Genomic DNA, 20808 nt, shown 5'->3' with positions numbered 1-20808 from the left:
AGAATCATGATTAGACACTTACTTTGCCTGGCTGGTTTACTGGCCAGTACAGGCTCCGTTCTTATGGCACAGTCAGGCAGCCGGGAGATCATGTACGTCGGTACTTACTCCGTTCGCAGTAGTGAAGGAATTTATGTGTTCAGCTTTGATCGGCAGACCGGTACCATGCAGCCCGTGCAGTCGGTGTCGAACACCAAAAGCCCCTCTTTTCTGGCGCTGCACCCATCGGGCCAGTTTCTCTACTCGGTCAACGAAGCCGCCGATGCGGGACCGACGGGGGCCGTGAGCAGCTACCAGGTCGATCGCGCAACGGGAAAGCTTACGTACGTCAACAGCCAGTCGTCGCTGGGTAAGGGGCCCTGCCACATCAGCATCGACCAGACCGGCAAAACCGCTTTCGTCTCAAACTACGGCGGAGGGAGCCTGGCCGTATTGCCAATCAAAGCCGATGGAACCCTGGGCGCCCCGACTGATAGTGTGCAGAACGCCGGTACCGGACCCGACCCCAAACGGCAGGAGAAAGCGCACGTTCACTCGGCTACCATCGCGCCCGACAATCGGTTCGTCTACGTGGCCGATCTGGGTACCGACAAACTCCACATCTTTGCCCCTGACCTGAAAGCCGGCACGGTGAAACCAGCGCAAACGCCCTTCGTAACGGTTAAGCCCGGCTCCGGACCGCGCCATTTCACATTTCACCCCAACGGCCGGTACGCGTATCTGGTCGAGGAAATGATATCGTCGGTAGCGGTGTTCAGCCGCGATGCCAAAACCGGGGCTCTTACGCTGATTCAGGATGGCATACCAACGCTGCCCCAGGGCTTCAGCGGCAACAATACCAGCGCCGATATTCACATCGACCCATCAGGAAAGTTTCTGTATCAGTCGAATCGGGGCGCCAACACCCTGGCTATTTTTTCGATCGGGGCCGACGGGAAACTAACGAAAGTGGCCGATCAGCCCGTTGAAGGGAAAACTCCGCGTAACTTCCTGATCGATCCGAAGGGCGACTTTGTGTTCGTGGCCAACCAAGATACGGATAACATTACCATTTTTCGGCGCGATCGTCAAACGGGCAAGATGACTTATACGGGGCAATCGGTGTCGGTTCCGGCGCCGGTATGCGTCATTATGGCTCGTCAGTAAACCCAACTCAACTCTCGTTCTTATGCGAACCCTCTGCGTACTCCTCGTTACCATCGTCAATCTAAACGCCTGTACGGGCCGCAAAACCGAATCGGCAGCCGCCGACTCGACTGCTACCCAGGCCAACGACGCGGGCCTGGGCGCCAGTCAGTGCTATCAGCAGGTAACAGGCCGGGATACAACTACCCTGCAACTGACCATCAACGGCTCAGACGTGACCGGCGAGTTGCTCGTTCTACCTTATGAAAAAGACCAGGCACGGGGTTCGATCAAGGGCACGATGGTAAACAAAACCATTAAAGCAGACTGGCAACGCTCGGGCGAAGGCGTCACCCAGCCTTATCTGATCGACTTCGAGATGCAGGGCGACTCTATCATGTGGCGCGAAGGCGAGCGGGTTGAGGAAGGCGGCAAGTGGGTATTAAAAGCACCGGATCAGGGTTATCGGTACGTATTGACAAAAACAGACTGTCGATAATGGCTTAGTTTTGTGTTGACCGGATTCGGATGCATGAGCGGATGCGCTGCGGTCCGGATTCGGTCAGCACCGTTTTTTATTAACCAATTCTATTCGTATGACACGTTTTCTGTTAATGGGGGCCGTACTGGCCGTAATGGCGTTTACGATGCCAACCAAAAAAGTTGTTCTCTTCAACGGCAAAGACCTGACGGGCTGGAAAATTTACGGCACAGAAAAGTGGTATGTCGAGAACGGAGAACTCATCTGCGAAAGCGGACCTGACAAACAGTATGGCTACCTCGCTACAGAGCAGTTCTACAAAAACTTCGACCTGTCGGTTCAGTTCAAGCAGGAAGCCAACGGCAACAGTGGCGTGTTTTTCCGGTCAACCGTCGAGGGTACCAAGATCAGCGGCTGGCAGGTCGAGGTAGCGCCCAAAGATCACGACACGGGCGGCATCTACGAATCCTACGGCCGGGGCTGGCTGGAGCAGATCCCGGCCGAAAAGGAAACCATTCTGAAGCCCGGCGAGTGGAACACGCTCCGCATCCGGGTCGAGGGCGATCACGTACAGACCTTCCTCAACGGCAAGGCCATGGTTGACCGGCACGATGAAAAAATTGGCGCGGCCAATGGCTCCATTGCCCTGCAAATCCACGATGGCGGTGGCATCAAGGTTCGCTGGCGCAAACTGGTGCTGAAAGAATTATAAGGTTAGTTACTTCGGCAGATCGATATACGACATGGTATGTACATCATCGGCTTTGGTATTCACGAATTTCTTTTCGGGCTTGTCGAAGTTGGTGATGTACAGTCGGTTTCCTTTTAGCAGAACCTCGGCGGGCTGATCGATGCGCCCGTCTTTCCCGTCTGTATCGCCATTTTGAACCAGGGTAGTTACCTGGCCCGTTGCCAGATTGACCGACTGGATGGCATTCTCGCGGGAGTTACACAGGTACAGTATATTCGTGTTCCGGTCAACAATCAGGCCGTCGACGCACGAAATAGGCTGACTCACGTTCACCACTTCTTTCGACGCCAGTTTACCATCGGGCCGGAGCGTCATCTTGTACAGCGTGCCGTCGCCAAAACTACCCGTATAAAGATTCCCCTGGCTGTCGTAGTCGAGTCCGTCGGCTCCGTTATCGACCCCCGTCTCGTTCACCTTGGTCGTAAACATAGCCAGCACGTGCGGGTCGGCCGTTTTGGGCTTCAGGGCTACCACGCCCCGGTTGAGTTCATCGAGCGTAAAGCTCAGTACGGCGCTGCCCTTATCATCGGCAGGCATGTCCCACTGGCTGTCGGTAACGTAGATGGTATTGCCTTTCCAGACAACAGCATTGGCCAGCCCGAACCCCGTCACGACCGGATCGACACCCAGCACTTTGTTGCCCTTCATCCGAATCCGCATCAGCCGCGACTTGAAATTCTTGTCGTTTTCGTACTGATTTTCGGCATAGTACAGATTCCCGTCAGGACCGAAAGCCAGGTCCATGGGGGCTGCGTGCCTGGTATCGGGGTGCGCAGGCAGGCTGGTGACGAACTGTACCGAATCGGGGGCGAATTTTACCAGCACACCGGGAGAGCTGTTATCGGCCAGGTTAGGCACCGAGAGGTAGACGGTACCGTCGGGGCCAAGCGCCATACCATCGGGGGTGTTGTATTTATCGGGTAGGGTGTAGAGCAGTACCGGATTCCCGATGGTCGAGATCGACTCTTTGGCCTGAGCACTGTCCAGATTGCCGGTGTCTACCCCTTTGGCATTTTCTTTTTGCTGACAACCCGCGGCCAGACAGAGGCTCAGCAGCGCGGGCATAACATATTGTTTCATAGAATCACGTCGAGTATACAAACTGTCTTCGTACAACCGGCTGATTCCTGAAATGTTACGAACCCTTACTTCCTGTATTCAGCGCGTTCCTAGAGGCCGGGCCGATGCCAGACCGATGCGTAGGTTCGGGTTGGAATCAACGGCCTGAGCCGTAAAATCGGGCTGCGCAATGCCTACCGCAGTTCGGCCAGCAGGTTGTTCAGGTCGAGCGAGCGGGTATACATGTCCAGCGAGCCATCGGGCCGCTGAGGCCACTGCTCCATGGGGCGATCCCAGTACAGTTCTACACCGTTCTGATCGGGGTCGTTCAGGTAGAGCGCTTCCGAGACGCCATGATCCGAGGCACCTGTCAGCGGGTAGCGCGCATCGACCAGTCGTTTGAGCGCAACGGCCAGATCCCGGCGGGTCGGATACAGAATAGCGGTATGAAACAGGCCGGCGCTACGGGTTGGGGCGGGTGGTGCGTCTTTGCTGTACCAGGTGTTGAGGCCGATGTGGTGATGATAGCCGCCAGCTGAAATAAACGCAGCCTGATCGCCATAAAGCAGGGTGACCGAGAACCCCAGCAGGTCCCGGTAAAAAGCCAGCGACCGTTCCAGATCAGCTACTTTAAGATGAACATGCCCAATTCGGGTCTGGGCAGGAATGGTATACGGTGTCATAATCAGGCGGGAAAGATCAGATGCCAAGTTGGCGATAAAGTGGTTCCCACAGAAATAGCGCCGGTCGTTTGTGCCAAAAACCGCGGTTATAAACCGCACGGCGGTCGGTTGTGTGCGCTTCCGGCTTATTTTTAAGCATGAAAACCGCCTGTCTGTTCCTCCTTGCTGTTGTTCTATCGGTAAGCACCTTGCTGGCTCAGTCAGCCAAACGACCCCGTGAGTACGGTATCCGCTTTGGGGTTATGCCAACGGGACCCCTCAATGCAATTACCGACGTGCCCGGCGTTCGGGTGGGGCAGGTTACCTTGCAGCAGGGCCAGAACGTTCGAACGGGGGTTACGGTTATCCTGCCCCACGACGGGAACCTGTTCCAGCAGAAAGTACCGGCGGCTATCTACATCGGCAATGGGTTCGGTAAGCTGACCGGATACAGTCAGGTCGAGGAGCTCGGTACGCTCGAAACGCCCATCGTCCTGACCAATACGCTGAATGTACCTGTAGCGGCCGATGCCGTCATTGACCATACGCTGGCGCAGCCCGGAAACGCCCAGGTCCAGTCGCTCAACCCGGTGGTGGGCGAGACCAACGATGGATTTCTGAACGACATCCGGGGGCGGCATGTCAGTAAACAGCATGTACTCGACGCCTTGCGCACCGCCAGAACGGGCCCGGTCGAAGAAGGCAACGTCGGGGCGGGTACCGGAACGGTTTGCTTCGGCTTCAAAGGCGGTATCGGTACCGCATCGCGCAAGCTGCCGGCCTCGCTTGGGGGCTATACCGTAGGTGTACTGGTACAGACCAATTTTGGCGGTGTGCTCCAGATCGGGGGCGTGCCGGTGGGCGTTGAACTGGGTAAGTATTCGTACCGGGAAAAGCTGGACGGGTCGTGTATGATGGTAGTGCAGACCGACGCGCCCCTCGACGCCCGCAACCTGAAACGACTGGCCAAGCGGGCGTTTATGGGGCTGGCCCAAACGGGTGGCATCGCTTCCAACGGCAGTGGCGACTACGTCATTGCCGTATCAACGGCCTACCGGATTCCGCACGAAACGTCCAGCAACTTCGACGAAATGAAACTCCTGCGGAACGACGCTACATCGCCCCTGTTCATGGCGGCTATCGAAGCGACCGAAGAGGCTATCATCAACTCCCTGTTTATGGCCCGAACGCTCAGCGGTCATCAGGGGCACCGGGTAGAGGCCCTGCCCGTCGATAAGGTGGTTGAACTCCTCCGGAAAGCCGGTCAGATCAAGTAGCGAGCCGTTTCCGATCGTAGCTTACCGGACGCGGTTGAACACGAACAGATCACTAAACGCCCAGGCTCCGTTCTTCGACTCACCCCGCCGGATGACGAGCTGGTCGGGGCCACGCTTTTCGTAAATAATCCGGATGGAACCGTCTTCTTTCTCGAAAAGTGCGCGGTCTTTTTCGGCGCTGATGAACCCGTAGCGGTCCGACTTATCTTTTTCTTCAACGCCGATCAGGCCCGGCTTGAAGTGTTTTACCAGCGCAACGGGGCCACGCTCGGTCTGCTCGAAAGCAAAGAGTTCGTACAGCGTCACCTTGTTGTCTTTCATCATCCGGATGTAGCCGACAATATTATCCCCGGCCGGGGCTGTCCAGGAGGCTTCGATCGGGCCATCGTTGAAACGGCCCTGCCAGTGCCCTTCCAGCAGTGCCATGTCGGCCAGCGTACCCGGTTTGGCCGGTGCTGTCTGAGCCTGGGTATTCAGTCCGCCGAGCAGGAAGCTGGCAAAAAATACGAGGAGAATACGGGTGCGAAAGCCGTTCATGGGGAATGGGCAACCAGGGGTTATGCAGTGGTTGACTTCTTAAAGACAGCAGGAGCCGGTTTGCTACCGGCTCCCGCTAGTGATCGTGGCTAAAACAGTTTCTCGTTGGGCGGCTTGATGCCTTTCATCCGGATGTAGATTGTAGCCTGGCCCCGGTGGTGGGTCTGATGCTCGAAACCTTTGGCAAAAGCCAGCTCCCGCGACAGTTCGTTCTTCCCAAATTTGATGGATTCGGCTAGTTGGGCGTCGCTCATGCCCTTTAAGCCGTCAATGACGAAATCATAGCTATCCAGCACGGCTTTGGTCAGAGCCGCTTTGGTTTTCAGCTCCTCCATTTTTTCCATGGATTTGCCCGCCATCGGGTTGGTTTTGCCGGTAGCGGTAGAGCCGAAGAGGTAGTTGCCGCTGGCCAGATGAAGCATCTGCTCCCCAAAACTGCGAATCTCGGGGGTTGGCTTGTAGGCAATCCCATCTTCGGGCATCGCGTCGAGGTATTCTTTGGTATACTCCCGGGCGCGTTGCCATTCGGTAACCAGCTGGCTGACGCTGGTAGCTGGTCGGTGGCTGCTGAGAACAGTCAGCACCAATACGAGTAATAAGGGCTGGAGGATGTGTTTCATGGGGTTCGTTAATCGGATACGCTGCCAATGTACAACATGCGATCCATAAACAGCTATACTATTTAGCCAGCGTCGACGCGTGCGTTTTCGGGAACCGCCTGTCGTGTGGTATCTACGCCCGATCGGCCAGGCGGGCCTGGCTACCAGTCAGTTGACGTGCCAGTCCGTACAGCACCAGTCCGAGCACCACCATTGACACGCCCCATTTCAGGTTGGTAAAGACCGAACAGAGCGAGGCAACCGTGGCCGACGAGGCCGGGTAGGTCCGGAGCAGGTACACGATGCAGGCGTTCTCGAGCAGGTCGAACCCCATAATACCGAGCGGCAGCACGTTTACCCGCCGAAAGGGAGCGTAGGGCCGGTTCCGGAACAGCATCGACAGGATGATACAGAACAGAAACGTGTAGATGACTGGATACGCCAGGTCGGCGGTAAGCTCGCCCTGGGCGTAGATAGCCCGGCCTTCGGGGCCGTATGCCGCTACCATCTGCCGGATGCGGTCGGGATCGTAGCCGGTAAGCAGATCAATCGGGCCGATGGGCCGACCGGCCAGCGTGTTCATGCGTTCTTCCAGGCTCTTGAACACATAGGCCGGAAAAGGTACGTACAGAACAACCGCCAGTAAGAGCGTTTTCCAGGACGCGATGCGGTAGAAAAAACGGGATAAGTTGTTAGTCATGAGGAAGATAGGGTTGTGGTCGGAAAGCTAGCGCTTTGTGGCCACACGTCCTAACAGCAGGGCTAGCCCCACAAATGCCAGCGCCCCCAGCAGCAGGTAGCCGCCTTCGCCCAGCACGCCCGTCAGCGCCGGTTCGAGCGTCAGGCCCGCCAGGCTGTTGAAGATGGTATCGTTGACCGACAGCAGCGCCACCGCCACCCCCGCCAGCGCGCCACCGGCCACCAGACCTGTAGCGAACAGATTCCCTTTGCCCAGATCGGGGTCTTCATCGACGGTGCCGCTGCGTTTGGCGTTCCAGTCGACAATAGCCTTGACCAGACCACCCGCAAAAATGGGCAGGGTTGTCGACAGGGGCAGGTACAAGCCCACGGCAAACGCCAGTGCGCTTACGCCCACCAGCTCGAACACAAAAGCGGTAAAGGTGCCCACCAGCACAAACTGCCAGTCGAGGTTGAACGACAGCAATCCTTTGATGAGCGTGGCCATGAGGGTACCCTGTGGAGCCGGAAACTTGTCGGAGCCGATTGCGTGGGTGATGCCCTGCGCAACCAGGTCGGGCGTGGGCGTATCGAGAATCTTTACGGTAGCGCCAACCACCAGCGACGAAACGATGACGCCGATAAACAAGGCCAGCTGCTGGTAGCGGGGAGTCGCGCCGACGAGGTAGCCGGTCTTCAGATCCTGCGAGGTAGCACCGGCATTGGCAGCCGCCACGCAGATCATACTACCCACAACCAGTACCGCCGGCTCGTACAGATTCCCCGTCAGGCCGAAGCCGATAAAGACGAGGGCAGTGCCCATAATGGTGGCAATGGTCATACCCGACACCGGCGACGACGACGACCCGATCAGACCTACGATCCGACTGGCTACGGTAACGAAGAAAAAGCCAAAGACAATCACCAGCACGGCAATGAGCAACTTCGTCAGCACCGAGTCGCCCGGAATCTGTGGCAGAACGACCATCAGCGCGATCAGTATTGCGCTGCCAATGATCACCACCCGAACGCTCAGATCCTGCTCCGTGCGGGCCAGGGTAGTGGCCCGATTCGACGTCGTGCTGCCGCTACCCACCCCACTAAAGCTCTGGCGGAACGACGATACGATGGTTGGTATGGTTTTCAGCAGCGTCATGAACCCACCGGCCGTAACGGCGCCGGCACCGATCTGACGGATGTAGGCCCGGTAGATGGCAGCTGCTGTGTCGGAAAATGTGTGGGTCTGCGGATTCCAGCCGCCCGGTCCACCTGCCGTTTGTAGGTCGGTGAGGTACCCTAGTTTCTGAAGCTGTAGCGCAATGGTATCGCCCGGTACGACCGACGCCAGTAGCGGGATCAGGCCGAGCCAGGCCAGAATACCACCCCCGACCAGAACAGCCGAAATCCGGAAGCCAATGATATACCCAACCCCCAGGTACTCGGGGGTAATCTCACCGGCTACCTGTGCTGATGGAAAGTAGCGGTTCGTTTGTCGGGTGGCCCAGACGGGTACTTCGGCAATAACGTGCAGCACCTTTTGCAGAAACGCATAGAGCAGTGCCACCCCCAGCCCCTGGTAAGCGGTTTTGGCAAAGTCGCCCCCGCGTTCGCCCGCCATGAGTACCGACGCGCAGGCCGTTCCTTCGGGGTAGGGGAGCGTGCCATGTTCCTGCACGATGAGCGACCGGCGCAGGGGAATCATCATCAGTACCCCCACCAGTCCGCCCAGAATCGACAGGGTTAGAATGGTCCAGTAGTTAAAAAAGTCGGTGCCGATGCCATCGGTCAGGAACAGAAAGCCCGGCATCGTGAACACTACGCCGGAGGCAATACTTTCGCCGGCCGAACCCGTTGTTTGAATGATGTTATTTTCGAGGATGGTCGTGTTCAGAAACCGCCGGCCCAGCGAGATGGCCAGTACCGCAATCGGAATAGAGGCCGAGACCGACAACCCCGCTTTCAGCGACAGGTAAACGGTAGCGGCTCCGAATAGCACTCCAAATACGGAGCCGGTAATGATGGCTTTCAGGGTAAACTCAGCAGGCGATTCGGAGGCAGGGATGAAAGGTTTATGCGTAGGTTCGGTAAGCATAGATGAAGGGTTTATCCGGCCGTCAGCGCTGATGAGGCAACCGTAGTTGGGGCAGCGGCCCCGTCCAGCGAGCTGACCGTTGAGCAATGTAAAGCAAACCCCTTGACATTTTCTAACGAAATGACCAACTTTGTTCACACAAGCTCCACGCGGGAGTAGCTCAGTTGGTAGAGCGGCAGCTTCCCAAGCTGCAGGCCGTGGGTTCGAGACCCATTTCCCGCTCCTGTTTCTGAAAGGCCCTGTTCGTAACCGAATGGGGCTTTTTGTTTTCGTTGTTTTCGTAAACAATCGCCTTTTTCAATAGGTTAAGTCGGAAGAAGCAGGTTCTCAACCCCTGTTCGCTCAACGCTATGGAACGGAACACGAATCACACACAACGCTGGTGGCTGATGATTGGCCGGGGCGTTTTATATGTCCTCATCGGGGCAACTATGTTTTTCTTCGCTAGCTCGTACTCGGCCCAGTCGGGTCATATTCTGGGCGTGCTGGCCGTACTGGCCGGCGGTTGCCAGCTGGTTTTCTCGTTCTCGAATCAGCGCGATGAGAAAAATAACCTCTGGGGCATTCTACACGGCATTACCGACGTTGCCTTTGGGGTAGCGATCTTCGTTTTTTCGGAAGGTACCATCAAAGGATTTGTCGACGTGCTCGGCTTCTGGGCAATGATGTATGCGTTTCTGCAGGCCGTTCAGGCTATGTACTCGTTCCTGGCCGCACGCGGAGCCGGTACCGTTAGCGGAACCAGCCTGGTCCATTTCCTCAACGTGCTGACCGCCGGTGCCCTGGCCTTTACCTTACTGCTGCGGCCCGCCGGATTCGATAATTCGCTCGGGTTTATCGGCGTCTTCCCGATCGTACTGGGCGCGTTGATTATTGTATTAACGCAGCAGATGCGGGCGCAGGTGGCGCAACGCTATCATTGACCGAACGCGCTGGAACAAGCGAGGGGGGCAGAAATCATTTTCTGCCCCCCTCGCTTGTTGTTTTTAGTCGACCAGACTCTGCTGCTGGCGTACCTGCTGACCGATGGGTACGTATTCGACCTCGCAGGGGTATCCGAACAGGCATTTGTCTTTGATGCGCTGGGCCACCCGGTCGGGTACCATGGACTCCCAGCCGTCTTCGCCCCGCTGAATCATTTCGAGTACGCTGTCGGTCGAGATGTGCAGATTCGCTTCGTTATAGTCGCGGATGTCTTCGATTTTATCGTTCCGAACCAGGTACTGGTACAGCGGCTCCAGCGTAGGGGGCAGCTGAAAGTCGTTGCAGGTATAAACCGCGTCGTTTCGCAGGGTCGGGTAAACGAACAGCTTCACCTTCCGGCTGAAGAGGGTGGCGAAGCCTTCCAGGATACCGCCCGGCAAAAACTCATAATGCCCTTCTTCAAAGATGTATTCGAGGTTCGGGATACCGACCGTAAGCCCGATCTTGAGCCGGGTGAGCCGCGCCAGATACGCCACCAGCCGGTAGTATTCCAGGTAGTTGGAGATCATCACGGCCTGCCCCATCGAGCACAGAATGTCGACCCGGTCGAGGAAGTCTTTCTCGTCGATGCCCTGGTCGCTGGCTTTCAGGTTATGCAGGGTTAACTCGGCCATCGATACGACCTTGCTTTCGTCTACGTCGGGTTCGGCTTTGAACTGTTTCAGCCCGTTCTCGATCATGTCGAGCTGAACGTTGGTGAGGGGCCGCAGCCGCCCGCGCATGACCAGGATGTGTTTCTTGTAAAGAGCCTCGGAGGGTTGCAGCACCTGCCCGTCGGGACCGAAGAGGGCCGCGTCGGTGAAGCCGTTTTTGACCAGATGCAGACTCATCAGCCGGTTGTCGACCTCCGCAAAGTCGGGCCCGCTGAACCGGATCATGTCGATCTGGATGCGTTCGGGCGCGAGGTCGTCCATGAGCGAGAGCACCAGCGTTTCGGGCGATTTGGCGTAGTAATAGCAGCCGTAAATCAGGTTGACCCCAATTACGCCCAGCGCCTGCTGCTGCAGCACGTTCTCGTTGTCGAGCATCCGGACGTGAATGATCACATCGTTGTAGCCCGACTGGGGCGTCAGCTGAAACCGGCAGCCAATCCAGCCGTGGGCGTCGTTGGTTTTCTGGAAGTTGAGAGCCGCTACGGTATTGGCAAAGGCAAAGAAAGTCGTATCGGGGCCGCGTTTTTCGGCCAGGCGTTTTTCCAGCAGGCTGTATTCTTTATTGAGCATTTTCACCAGCCGCGATTCAACCACGTAGCGGCCGCTTTCTTCAACGCCGTAGATCGAGTCGCTGAAGGTCATATCATAGGCCGACATCGTCTTGGCGATGGTACCCGACGAGCCGCCCGCTTTGAAAAACATGGCCGCTGTTTCCTGACCGGCACCAATTTCGGCAAACGAGCCGTATATCTTCCGATCGAGGTTGACGCGTAATGCTTTCTGTTTCGTGCCTATATTCTTCTCGTACATGATGGTGGTGCTTATGCTGATAAAGATACGATGCAAAACTACAAAACCGAAGTCGCCACTGAGGTCTCAACGCTTGTTATGGAATTGTTGTTTTGCAGCGTACCGCTCAGGCCGTACGGGTTTCTGGTAACCCGTACGGCCTGTTTCCCCATCAGCAGAACGCATCTTCTATGTGTTTGATTCGGACCTCGTTAGTGGCAATGGTGACGGCTATGATGTCGAACCGGACGTCGTAGGGCCAGTTTTGAGCGAAGATGTAGTGCTCGGCTGTTTTCATAACGAGCCGGGCTTTGGTGTAGTTGACAAACTCCTCCGGGTTGCCGTAGCTGACATTGGTACGGGTCTTGACCTCCACGAATACCATCAGCTTGTCTTTGCGGGCAATCAGATCGATCTCGGCATGCTGGTGCCGGTAGTTGGTGGCTACAATCTGATAGCCGTTGTCCAGAAGATAGCGGGCGGCTTCGGCTTCGCCCTGTTTACCGGTTTCATTGTGCTGTGCCATGGGATAGGGGTTAGTTACGGGCGGGAGATCGAACGAAAGAGGCCGATTCTAGTGTTATTTGAGGAGGTGGAAGCAGACTTCCGCGTAAAGGAATGAATACACGCATCAATAAGCAAGTTGTCGTAGAAAATCTGGGACTGATTGATTATCAGGCTGCCTGGGACGAACAGGAGCGCCTGTTTGCGCAGATCGTGGCGCAGAAAGTGCAGAACCGCGAACGCCCGGACGCGGAGCAGGTGTCCACGCCCAACTACCTCTTGTTTTGCGAACACCCCCATGTCTATACGTTGGGAACGAGCGGAAGTATCGATAATCTGCTGGTCGATGAAGAGCGGCTGGCGACCGACTACGGCGCTACGTTCTTTAAAATCCGGCGCGGGGGCGACATTACCTACCACGGCCCCGGCCAGCTGGTTGGTTACCCTATTCTGGATTTAGCCAACTTTTTTACGGACATTCACCGCTATATGCGGTTGCTGGAAGAAAGCATCATCCGGACGCTGGCCGACTACGGGCTGCGGGCGGGCCGGGTAGAAGGGGTAGGCGCCGACCGGCTTACGGGCGTCTGGCTCGACTACGACGGGGGCCCACGGCCGCGAAAAATCTGCGCCATGGGGGTAAAAGCCAGCCGCTGGGTAACGATGCACGGATTTGCGTTGAACGTCAATACAGATTTGTCGTATTTTGGCCATATTGTCCCCTGTGGCATCAGCGATAAGGCCGTAACCTCGCTGGCCGCCGAACTGGGGCATACCGTACCGCTCAACGAAGTGGCCGGTCGGGTGAAACAGCACCTGGCCGATTTATTTGAGATGGAGTTGATTCAACAGGAAAAAACGCAGCCGAACGAAACGGTAACCGCCGTTTCCGGCCCGTTGTGAGGCATGTACCCGCACCGGCTGGCTGTGTTCAGGAAACCAGGTAATGAAAAAAGATATTAATTTTTTGCCCGTTGAGGGCGTACAGATTGTGATTGCCCGCAAAGAGAACATAGCCGGCGGGTATGACTGGCAGGTTTTTTTAATCAACCAGAACGATGTGCCGATCCGGACGGTTTTCGTAACCTCCAAAGGATACGGGCTCAAAGACGATGAGGAGCAGAAAACCTCTACTCTGCGGCACTTCTTCGTGGAGGTACAGCCCGGTGCGCACGAAGTCGTTGAAACCATCATGCCCGATGTGTTTCATCTGAACAATGAATATTGGGTGAGTTACTACATTGATAATCAGATATTCGATAAGAAATTCATCTTTGTTCCCGATAGCATCGTTGAGGATAACCTCGTTACGGTGCCAGCCCTGGGGCTGGAGGGAATCCTGCACGAATGATGGCCAGCCTGCTGCGGTGGGCACGATGACCCGACAACCCTGAACCCCGATGCCGCAAGCCGTCTCCTGGAAACGCCGACTCAAAAACGTTTTATTCATCGATCTGAAAACCGTGGCGGGCGAGCCATCGCTGCTGGCGGTCGATCCGCGTCTGCAACGGCAGTGGGAAGAAAAAAGCCGCCATTTCCGGGCCGAAGATGAATTGTCGGCAGCGGGCTGGTACGACCGGCGGGCGGCTTTCTACGCCGAGTTCGGCAAGATTATCTGCATCGGTGTGGGCGGTCTTTTTTTCAACGATGCCGATCAGCCCAACCTGAAAGTCAAACTGCTCAGCAACGACGATGAGCGAACCATTCTGAACGAGTTTCTGACCATCGTAAACCGATACCCACCCGGCGAACTGGTGCTCTGCGCGCATAATGGCAAGGAGTTTGACTTCCCCTACCTGTGCCGGCGACTGATGGTAAACGGGTTGCCGCTGCCGCCGGCCTTGCAGATTGCCGGCAAGAAGCCCTGGGAAATACCGCATCGCGATACCCTGGAGCAGTGGCAATTCGGCGATAAACGGCATTTCGTACCGCTCGACCTGCTGGCGGCTGTGCTGGACGTACCCGGCCGACCGCTCGAATGGATGGGCGACCGCACCAGCGAAGTCTACTACCGCGAACACGACTGGCCCCGGATCGAACAGTATGCCCGCGATTCGGTGGTCATGCTCGTACAGGTTTATCTGCGCATGGTGGGTGCCCCGCTCGTGGCCGACGAGCATATTGTAAATAGTGACTGAAATCAGCCACCAGAAGAGAAGAACGCAGGGCGACCGGCCGTTTCTGTACCGGCTTAAAACCAATGCGTTCGCTCTGTGTTTAACTAGTTAAGCTCGCCCTTCAGGCAGAGCATATTACATGAGAAACGGAAAACCAAAACAAAATAAATACACCCGGCCCGACCGCGGTGACAGCACGAAACCACGTGCCCGCGAGCGAGGTTCGGAACAAAGCAAAGCCCGGCCTATTCAACAGGCCGATAGCTTTCTTGACGAGATGAAAAACGACCTGATGGCGTTTTTCCAGATCAACGATCAGCAGTCGTTTACGCAGGAGCAGGTGCTCGAGCATTTCGACATCGGCGACCGGCGGATGAAACTCATTCTGCACGGCCTCATCGGCGAACTGACCGACGAGGGCGCCATTGCTCGCCAGCCAGACAACACCTACCGGGCCGATGCCGACGCCAACGTTGTAGCAGGCGTAGTCGACCATGTTAACTCGCGGTTTGCGTTCGTCATTGCCGAGTCGCCAACGGGCGGCCGGGGCGACCGCGACGATGATATCTGGGTATCGACCGATGACCTGAACGGCGCCGTCGATGGTGACCGGGTTCGGGTAGTTCGCTTCGCCGATTCGCGCAACGGATCGGGCGGGCGCTCGCGCCGGCGGATCGAAGGCAAAGTGGTCAGTATAGTCGAGCGTGGCCGTACCGAGCTGGTTGGTCGTATCGACGTATGGCCCACCTACGGCTTTGTCGTTCCCGATAGCAAGAAAATCTACGACGACATTTTTATCCCGAAAGAGAAACTGGGCGGAGCCAGTGATGGCGAAAAAGTCATTGTCCGGCTCACCAAATTTCCCGATCCGGGCAGTAGTAAGCAGCGGTTCGAGGGCGAGGTCGTCACGGTGCTGGGCGTAGCGGGGCAGAATAATACCGAAATGCACGCCATCCTGGCGGAGTTCGGGCTGCCGATCCATTTCCCGGCCGATGTGGAGCAGGAGGCCGAAGCCATTCCGACCAAAATCCTGAAGAAAGACCTGACCAAACGGCGCGACATGCGCGAGGTGACAACGTTCACCATCGACCCGGTCGATGCCAAGGATTTTGACGATGCGCTGTCGGTGCAGATCCTGGACAACGGGCATTACGAAATCGGCGTACACATTGCCGACGTAACCCACTACGTGCGGCCCGGTTCGAAGCTCGAAGAAGAAGCGTTCAAGCGCGCTACGTCGGTCTACCTCGTGGACCGGGTGGTGCCTATGCTGCCCGAAAAGCTCTCCAACGGCCTGTGTTCGCTCCGTCCTAACGAAGACAAGCTGACGTTCTCGGCAGTATTCGAGCTTACGCCCGATGCCCATATTGTAAAAGAATGGTTTGGCCGTACCGTTATCCACTCGAACCGGCGGTTCAGCTACGAAGAAGCGCAGGACATCCTGAACAACAGCAACGGCGATTACCTGGCCGAGCTGCAGCTGCTCAACGAGCTGGCCTACAAGCTGCGGGCCGAGCGCTTCAGACGGGGCGCCATCAACTTCGAAACGGTAGAAGTTCGTTTCAAACTGGATGAGAACGGCGTACCGCTGTCGGTATATCCGAAACTGCGGCAGGATACCAACAAACTCATTGAGGAGTTCATGCTGCTGGCCAACAAACGGGTAGCCGAGTTTGTCCACTCGCTGAACAAAAAAGGCGATGAGAACACCATGGTCTACCGCGTACACGAAGGCCCCGACGAAGATAAACTCCGGCAGTTTGCGGACTTTGCCGGTCGGCTGGGCTTCAAACTGAAAGTAGACGAAGAGCACCTCTCGAACTCCATGAATCAGTTCATGGCCAGTATCGAAGGCAAACCCGAAGCCAGTATGCTATCGCAGCTGGCGGTGCGGACCATGTCGAAAGCGCGCTATAGTACCGAAGATCTGGGCCACTTCGGTCTGGCTTTCCGGCGGTATTCGCACTTCACGTCGCCGATCCGGCGCTACCCCGACATGATGGCCCACCGGTTGCTGCAACACTACCTCGACAAAGGCAAACCGGTTGAGCGCGATACGCTCGAAGACCAGTGTAAACATGCCTCGGCCCGCGAAAAAATGGCGTCGGATGCCGAACGGGCCAGCATCAAATACAAGCAGGTCGAGTTCATGAGCCGGATGGAGCCGGACCGGACGTTTGCGGGCGTGATCTCGGGCGTTACCGAGTTCGGCATCTTCGTCGAGATCACCGAGAACAACTGCGAAGGGCTGGTGCGGATGCAGGACCTGAGCGACGATTTCTACGATTTCGACAAGGAGAACTACCGGATCGTTGGCCAGCGGAACAAGAAAATATACACCTTCGGCGATGCGGTAGAGGTACGGGTTAAAGAAACCAACCTGGCCCGCCGGAGTATGGATTTTGTACTCGTCGGCGACAATGCCAGCCGGGCCACCGGTGGCAAAACATCGGGTCGGCGCTCCGATGGCAAACGGGATTCGGACGGTCGGTCGTCGGCTTCTTCGGCCCGGCGCAGTAGTTCGGGTCGCAGCGACGCGCCGGCGGCCAAAGGCCAGAACCGGCGGGGCGGTCGCGGACGGCGGTAGGTTGTATACAAGAAAAGCAGTTTCATTGATAACTTATTGTTGAGTTCAGATGGATTGCTTTTCTTGCGTTGCAATACCTACCTATCCGTAATGGTGCATGGATGATAATTCAACGCTCAAGCTACTAGACTTCTGGGTTAATTTTTCGGCGAATTTCTTGACAATTGTAGCGTCTGGTATTGCCATCTATGTCTTTATTAAAAGCAAGGACAAACTGGCGTCAGCCCTGAACGCAATTGTCAACTACTCAATCCAGCTAACTTTATCAGATTTGAAGTACAAAGTTGAGCGGTTAAATGATTATACGACCAACGATAAAGATCAGCTACAGGAAGTTATCGGTATTCTTCATGAAATAGAGGGTCAGATTATTGGAAGCAAATCATTAGAAGCTGCCTTGTCTGAACAACTGGCTAAAATTTCTAACTTTACCAATAACCCAAGGCTACTCAGCGAACCAAAGAAACGTAGTCTGGTAGCCGAGTTAAGAGAAAAAATCAGGCACATCGACGTGTCTAACTATGGTAAAATCATTAACTAATGTAGGCCATGTACAAGATAGTAGCCGCAGTCAATTCAATGATCGAAAATCAACACTTGATTGAACCAGTTATTAAATCGGCCTCAGGTGGACTTTTCTTCACATATAACTCAAAATTCAAATGGTCTATAATCGAGAATGAGCAAGGTATTTTTTCTCTCTTTTATTATCCAGGAAATCAGTCGTTAGAAGAACTGGCTGCTTATACATACGATGATTGGCGAAAATTTAAAGAAGAAGTGGTCTACAGCACTCAAGAATTGAAGACCAAAGAAGCTATAGAATCATTTTCAGAGCTTTATAAAATTCTCCAAACTAAGGTATTTGGGATCGACAGTGTCTTAGATGACATTATAAAGACTGCTGCTTAAATTTTATGGATGAATTCATGCAGGAGGCCATTAACCAGGCCCGTAAAAGTCTGAACGAAGGCGGTATTCCGATTGGGTCGGCGCTGGTTAAGAATGGCTCATTGGTAGCCTCAGGGCATAACAAACGGGTGCAGGAAGACAACCCCATTCTGCACGGCGAAATGGACTGCCTCAACAACGCCGGTCGGGTGGGGTCGTTTCGCGATACGGTAATTTACTCGACCCTGATGCCATGCTACATGTGTGCCGGAACGATCGTGCAGTTCAAGATTCCCAAAGTGATCGTGGGCGAGTCGCGGACGTTTGCCGGGGCGCGTGCCTTCATGGAAGAGCATGGCGTTGAAGTCGTTGACCTCAATCTGCCCGAATGTGTGCAGATGATGGAGCAGTTCATTGCCGACAAGCCCACGCTCTGGAACGAAGACATCGGCGAGCTGTAGCGGTTACTTCACCGGCGTCGTGCGTCATACGAAGGATTTTTACTTCCGTACCGCGCGCGTATGTTCCGACTGTTTTGTGGCCTGGTGTTGTTTCTGGAGCTGACTATTTCGCTGAACTGCCGGGCTCAGAAGTCCCGTTACTGGGAAGATAAGCCCGGCAGCTGGCAGATCAGTGCGGGGCTGGGCGCTACCCGCTATGCCGGTGACCTGAACGAATCGGGTAATCTGGCTCACCTGCGGCTGGGCGCTGCCATCAACGGAGCCATCACCTACCGACTGTCGTACCGGCTGTCGCTACGGGCCGAAGGGCAGATCTACTACATCTACGGAAGCCAGAAAGACACGCGTAATTTTTATAATAACCTGTCTTTTTTCAGCCTTAACCCCGACATCTGGGCGGGTGTTCAGCTGGATCTCTGGCCGATCGATCATCCTACGATGGGCCATGCACCCTACGCGCTGTTGGGAGCGGGGCTTACCTACATGCGGCCCCGAACGACTTTCGAAGGGAAATCGTATGGTCTGGCCGAGCTACGAACCGAAGGCGTCAGCTACAATCTGTTTCCGCCGATCATTCGCTACGGGATGGGTATGCCGGTGTACAGCAACAACCGAATCCGGTTTCAAATAGAGGGTACTTATACGCATGTGCTGAGCGACTATCTGGACGATGTCAGTACGGTTTACGTGGATCGAACTACCCTGACGCCACTGGCTGCGGTGCTGGCCGACCGGCGGGCCGAGATCGGATGGCCGCTGAATCGGCCCGGCGAGCAGCGTGGAAACAGCACCAGAAACGACGGATACTGGGTGGTTTCGGGCCGGGTTGTCTACGTACTTTCGACCCCACTCTATCAAAACTACCGGCAAAAGTTTGGACGGTGACCCCGCCCGCCCAGCGGTTAGGCTTTTGGGGGCTTTTGCCTTATTTTTGGCCCAAAACCCATTTGCATGAGTCCCGCTGCTTTCATTGACGCGATCCAACAAGAACTTCAACGCACTCAATACGGTCAGTACCCGCCCGAACTTTACGACCCTATCCGCTATATCATGAGCCTGGGTGGCAAACGGATGCGGCCTTTGCTTACGCTGATGGGAGCTTATCTGTTCACTGACGACTGGCAGAAGGCCGTTCGGCCAGCGCTGGGAGTAGAGGTGTTCCATAACTTCACCCTGATGCACGACGACATTATGGACCAGGCTCCCATTCGGCGGGGCCAGCCAACCGTGCATGAGAAATGGAACCATAATATCGCTATTCTGTCGGGCGATGTGATGCTCGTCAACGCCTATGAACTGCTGCTGCACGTAGATGCCGATAAAATAAAGGCGGTGCTGAGCCGGTTCAACCGCACGGCCGCCGAGGTGTGCGAAGGCCAGCAGATGGATATGAATTTCGAGACCCGCTGGGACGTGACCGAAGCCGAATACATCGATATGATCCGGCTCAAGACCTCGGTGTTGCTGGGCTACGCGCTGGAGCTGGGTGGCCTCATTGCCGGCGCCGACCCCGAATCGAACCAGCATCTCTACGAAGGGGGCGTCAACATCGGTATCGGATTTCAGCTCAAAGACGATCTGCTCGATGTCTACGGCGATCCAGCCAAGTTTGGCAAGCAGGTAGGGGGCGATATCATTGCCAACAAGAAAACGTTTCTGCTCATCGAAGCCCTGGAGCAGGCGCAGGGTGATGTCCGCGATGAACTCACCAACTGGCTAACCCGAACCAGTTTCGACAAGGCCGAGAAAGTACAGGCCGTCACGGCGATCTATGATAAACTGGGTATTCGGGAGATTACGGAAACCCGAATCAACACCTATTTTGAGCGCGGTTTCACCAATTTCGAGCAGATCAACGCCGACCCCGCCCGTAAATCGTTATTAAGTCAGTTTGCGCGGCAGTTGGTCGAACGCGAAAGTTAACAAACCTCCATGAGCACCACCCTTCTTATTATTCTGGTTACCGTTGGCATCAGTCTGGCTGCCTGGAACAATCCGGCCCTGATGGATCGCTGGATTATGAATCCCTACCGCGTAGCCAGCCGGGGGCAGTATTATCGGCTCATCACATCGGGGTTTCTGCATGCCGACTGGAGCCATCTGCTGTTCAACATGATCAGCCTGTACTTCTTCGGCGGGTTTATCGAGCAGGTGTTCGACGTGCTTTTTCCGGGTAGTGGGGCGCTGTATCTGGTGGGGTTCTACCTGATCGGAATACTGGTGTCCGATATTCCGAGCTTTCTGAAGCACAGGAACGATCCGGGCTATAACGCGCTGGGGGCGTCGGGTGGGGTGTCGGCGGTGCTGTTTGCGGCTATCCTGTTCCGGCCACTGATGCCGATCTCCATGTTTTTTATTCCCATCGGCATTCCCGGCTTCATCTTCGGCGGGCTCTACCTGGCCTATTCCTACTACGAAGCCCGGCGCGGTTACGGGACCATCAACCACGACGCTCACTTTTACGGGGCTTTGTTCGGTATTCTGTTCATGATCGTGGTTTACCCGGCTGTACTGCCTCAGTTTATCGAGCAGATTGCCGGGTGGCGGCTTTTCTAGGACAA

General features: G+C 55.8%; 23 protein-coding genes and 1 tRNA gene. 16 read left to right on the top strand and 8 right to left on the bottom strand.

What is annotated here, in order from left to right; genetic code table 11:
• Positions 1-6 precede the first annotated feature (6 nt).
• From EQG79_RS25145 to EQG79_RS25135, 3 genes are all read left to right on the top strand, one after another.
• Positions 7-1146, top strand: a complete 1140-nt coding sequence (locus EQG79_RS25145; RefSeq protein ID WP_240699447.1) for a lactonase family protein — start codon at positions 7-9, stop codon at positions 1144-1146.
• 22 nt (positions 1147-1168) lie between these two features.
• Positions 1169-1624 carry a hypothetical protein gene (locus EQG79_RS25140; RefSeq protein WP_129605329.1) on the top strand — a complete coding sequence of 152 codons (456 nt, stop codon included), beginning with the start codon at positions 1169-1171 and terminating at the stop codon, positions 1622-1624.
• Between the two features lie 97 nt (positions 1625-1721).
• Positions 1722-2318, top strand: a complete 597-nt coding sequence (locus EQG79_RS25135; protein WP_129605327.1) for a 3-keto-disaccharide hydrolase — start codon at positions 1722-1724, stop codon at positions 2316-2318.
• 6 nt (positions 2319-2324) lie between these two features.
• On the opposite strand, the gene EQG79_RS25130 is transcribed toward EQG79_RS25135, so the two are convergent.
• The gene (locus tag EQG79_RS25130; RefSeq protein ID WP_129605325.1) at positions 2325-3437 is read right to left on the bottom strand and encodes an NHL repeat-containing protein; all 1113 of its coding nucleotides are present in this window, start codon (positions 3435-3437) and stop codon (positions 2325-2327) included.
• A gap of 173 nt (positions 3438-3610) precedes the next feature.
• Positions 3611-4099: a VOC family protein gene (locus tag EQG79_RS25125; protein ID WP_077923766.1), complete on the bottom strand. Its 489-nt coding sequence runs from the start codon at positions 4097-4099 to the stop codon at positions 3611-3613.
• 137 nt (positions 4100-4236) lie between these two features.
• On the opposite strand from EQG79_RS25125, the gene EQG79_RS25120 reads away from it, so the two are divergent.
• Positions 4237-5355, top strand: a complete 1119-nt coding sequence (locus EQG79_RS25120; protein ID WP_129605323.1) for a DmpA family aminopeptidase — start codon at positions 4237-4239, stop codon at positions 5353-5355.
• A 21-nt stretch (positions 5356-5376) separates the two neighbouring features.
• On the opposite strand, the gene EQG79_RS25115 is transcribed toward EQG79_RS25120, so the two are convergent.
• From EQG79_RS25115 to EQG79_RS25100, 4 genes are all read right to left on the bottom strand, one after another.
• Positions 5377-5892 (bottom strand): DUF6265 family protein, encoded by a 516-nt coding sequence (locus EQG79_RS25115; protein ID WP_240699446.1) that lies wholly within the window; start codon positions 5890-5892, stop codon positions 5377-5379.
• A gap of 89 nt (positions 5893-5981) precedes the next feature.
• A complete protein-coding gene (locus EQG79_RS25110; protein WP_129605321.1) occupies positions 5982-6512 on the bottom strand; it encodes a DinB family protein in 531 nt (176 codons plus the stop codon).
• Between the two features lie 112 nt (positions 6513-6624).
• Complete coding sequence (locus tag EQG79_RS25105) at positions 6625-7191, bottom strand: hypothetical protein (RefSeq protein WP_129605319.1); 567 nt, start codon at positions 7189-7191, stop codon at positions 6625-6627.
• A gap of 27 nt (positions 7192-7218) precedes the next feature.
• Positions 7219-9261, bottom strand: a complete 2043-nt coding sequence (locus tag EQG79_RS25100; RefSeq protein WP_129605318.1) for an OPT family oligopeptide transporter — start codon at positions 9259-9261, stop codon at positions 7219-7221.
• 149 nt (positions 9262-9410) lie between these two features.
• On the opposite strand from EQG79_RS25100, the gene EQG79_RS25095 reads away from it, so the two are divergent.
• A tRNA-Gly gene (locus EQG79_RS25095) sits at positions 9411-9483 on the top strand.
• 128 nt (positions 9484-9611) lie between these two features.
• On the top strand, positions 9612-10184 hold the full coding sequence (locus tag EQG79_RS25090; RefSeq protein WP_240699445.1) for a DUF308 domain-containing protein: 573 nt from the start codon (positions 9612-9614) through the stop codon (positions 10182-10184).
• A 63-nt stretch (positions 10185-10247) separates the two neighbouring features.
• Here EQG79_RS25090 and EQG79_RS25085 read toward each other — a convergent pair whose 3' ends face one another.
• Both EQG79_RS25085 and EQG79_RS25080 read right to left on the bottom strand, forming a co-directional pair.
• On the bottom strand, positions 10248-11708 hold the full coding sequence (locus EQG79_RS25085) for a TonB-dependent receptor (protein ID WP_129605441.1): 1461 nt from the start codon (positions 11706-11708) through the stop codon (positions 10248-10250).
• Positions 11709-11859: 151 nt separating this feature from the next.
• The gene (locus EQG79_RS25080; RefSeq protein ID WP_129605316.1) at positions 11860-12213 is read right to left on the bottom strand and encodes a YraN family protein; all 354 of its coding nucleotides are present in this window, start codon (positions 12211-12213) and stop codon (positions 11860-11862) included.
• Positions 12214-12305: 92 nt separating this feature from the next.
• Here EQG79_RS25080 and lipB point away from each other — a divergent pair, with 92 nt between their 5' ends.
• From lipB to EQG79_RS25030, 10 genes are all read left to right on the top strand, one after another.
• Positions 12306-13094, top strand: coding sequence for a lipoyl(octanoyl) transferase LipB (gene lipB / locus EQG79_RS25075; protein WP_129605314.1), 789 nt, complete (start codon positions 12306-12308; stop codon positions 13092-13094).
• Positions 13095-13137: 43 nt separating this feature from the next.
• Entirely contained in the window at positions 13138-13542 is a 405-nt protein-coding gene (locus EQG79_RS25070) for a hypothetical protein (RefSeq protein ID WP_077923702.1), read from the top strand.
• A 49-nt stretch (positions 13543-13591) separates the two neighbouring features.
• Positions 13592-14329 carry a 3'-5' exonuclease gene (locus tag EQG79_RS25065; protein WP_077923703.1) on the top strand — a complete coding sequence of 246 codons (738 nt, stop codon included), beginning with the start codon at positions 13592-13594 and terminating at the stop codon, positions 14327-14329.
• 118 nt (positions 14330-14447) lie between these two features.
• Positions 14448-16895: a ribonuclease R gene (gene rnr, locus EQG79_RS25060; protein WP_129605312.1), complete on the top strand. Its 2448-nt coding sequence runs from the start codon at positions 14448-14450 to the stop codon at positions 16893-16895.
• Between the two features lie 97 nt (positions 16896-16992).
• Positions 16993-17436 (top strand): hypothetical protein, encoded by a 444-nt coding sequence (locus EQG79_RS25055; RefSeq protein ID WP_129605310.1) that lies wholly within the window; start codon positions 16993-16995, stop codon positions 17434-17436.
• An 8-nt stretch (positions 17437-17444) separates the two neighbouring features.
• Entirely contained in the window at positions 17445-17807 is a 363-nt protein-coding gene (locus EQG79_RS25050; RefSeq protein WP_129605308.1) for a hypothetical protein, read from the top strand.
• Between the two features lie 5 nt (positions 17808-17812).
• A complete protein-coding gene (locus EQG79_RS25045) occupies positions 17813-18247 on the top strand; it encodes a nucleoside deaminase (RefSeq protein WP_129605306.1) in 435 nt (144 codons plus the stop codon).
• 60 nt (positions 18248-18307) lie between these two features.
• Entirely contained in the window at positions 18308-19132 is an 825-nt protein-coding gene (locus EQG79_RS25040) for a hypothetical protein (RefSeq protein ID WP_077923706.1), read from the top strand.
• Between the two features lie 66 nt (positions 19133-19198).
• Positions 19199-20170 (top strand): polyprenyl synthetase family protein, encoded by a 972-nt coding sequence (locus EQG79_RS25035; RefSeq protein ID WP_129605304.1) that lies wholly within the window; start codon positions 19199-19201, stop codon positions 20168-20170.
• A 9-nt stretch (positions 20171-20179) separates the two neighbouring features.
• Complete coding sequence (locus tag EQG79_RS25030; RefSeq protein WP_077923708.1) at positions 20180-20803, top strand: rhomboid family intramembrane serine protease; 624 nt, start codon at positions 20180-20182, stop codon at positions 20801-20803.
• The last annotated feature ends 5 nt before the right edge of the window (positions 20804-20808 follow it).

It is taken from the genome of Spirosoma sordidisoli, assembly GCF_004138325.1.
GTDB classification, from domain to species: Bacteria; Bacteroidota; Bacteroidia; order Cytophagales; family Spirosomataceae; genus Spirosoma; species Spirosoma sordidisoli.
The sequence above is the reverse complement of the archived record's forward strand: the minus strand, read 5'-3'. Positions and strand labels throughout refer to the sequence as shown.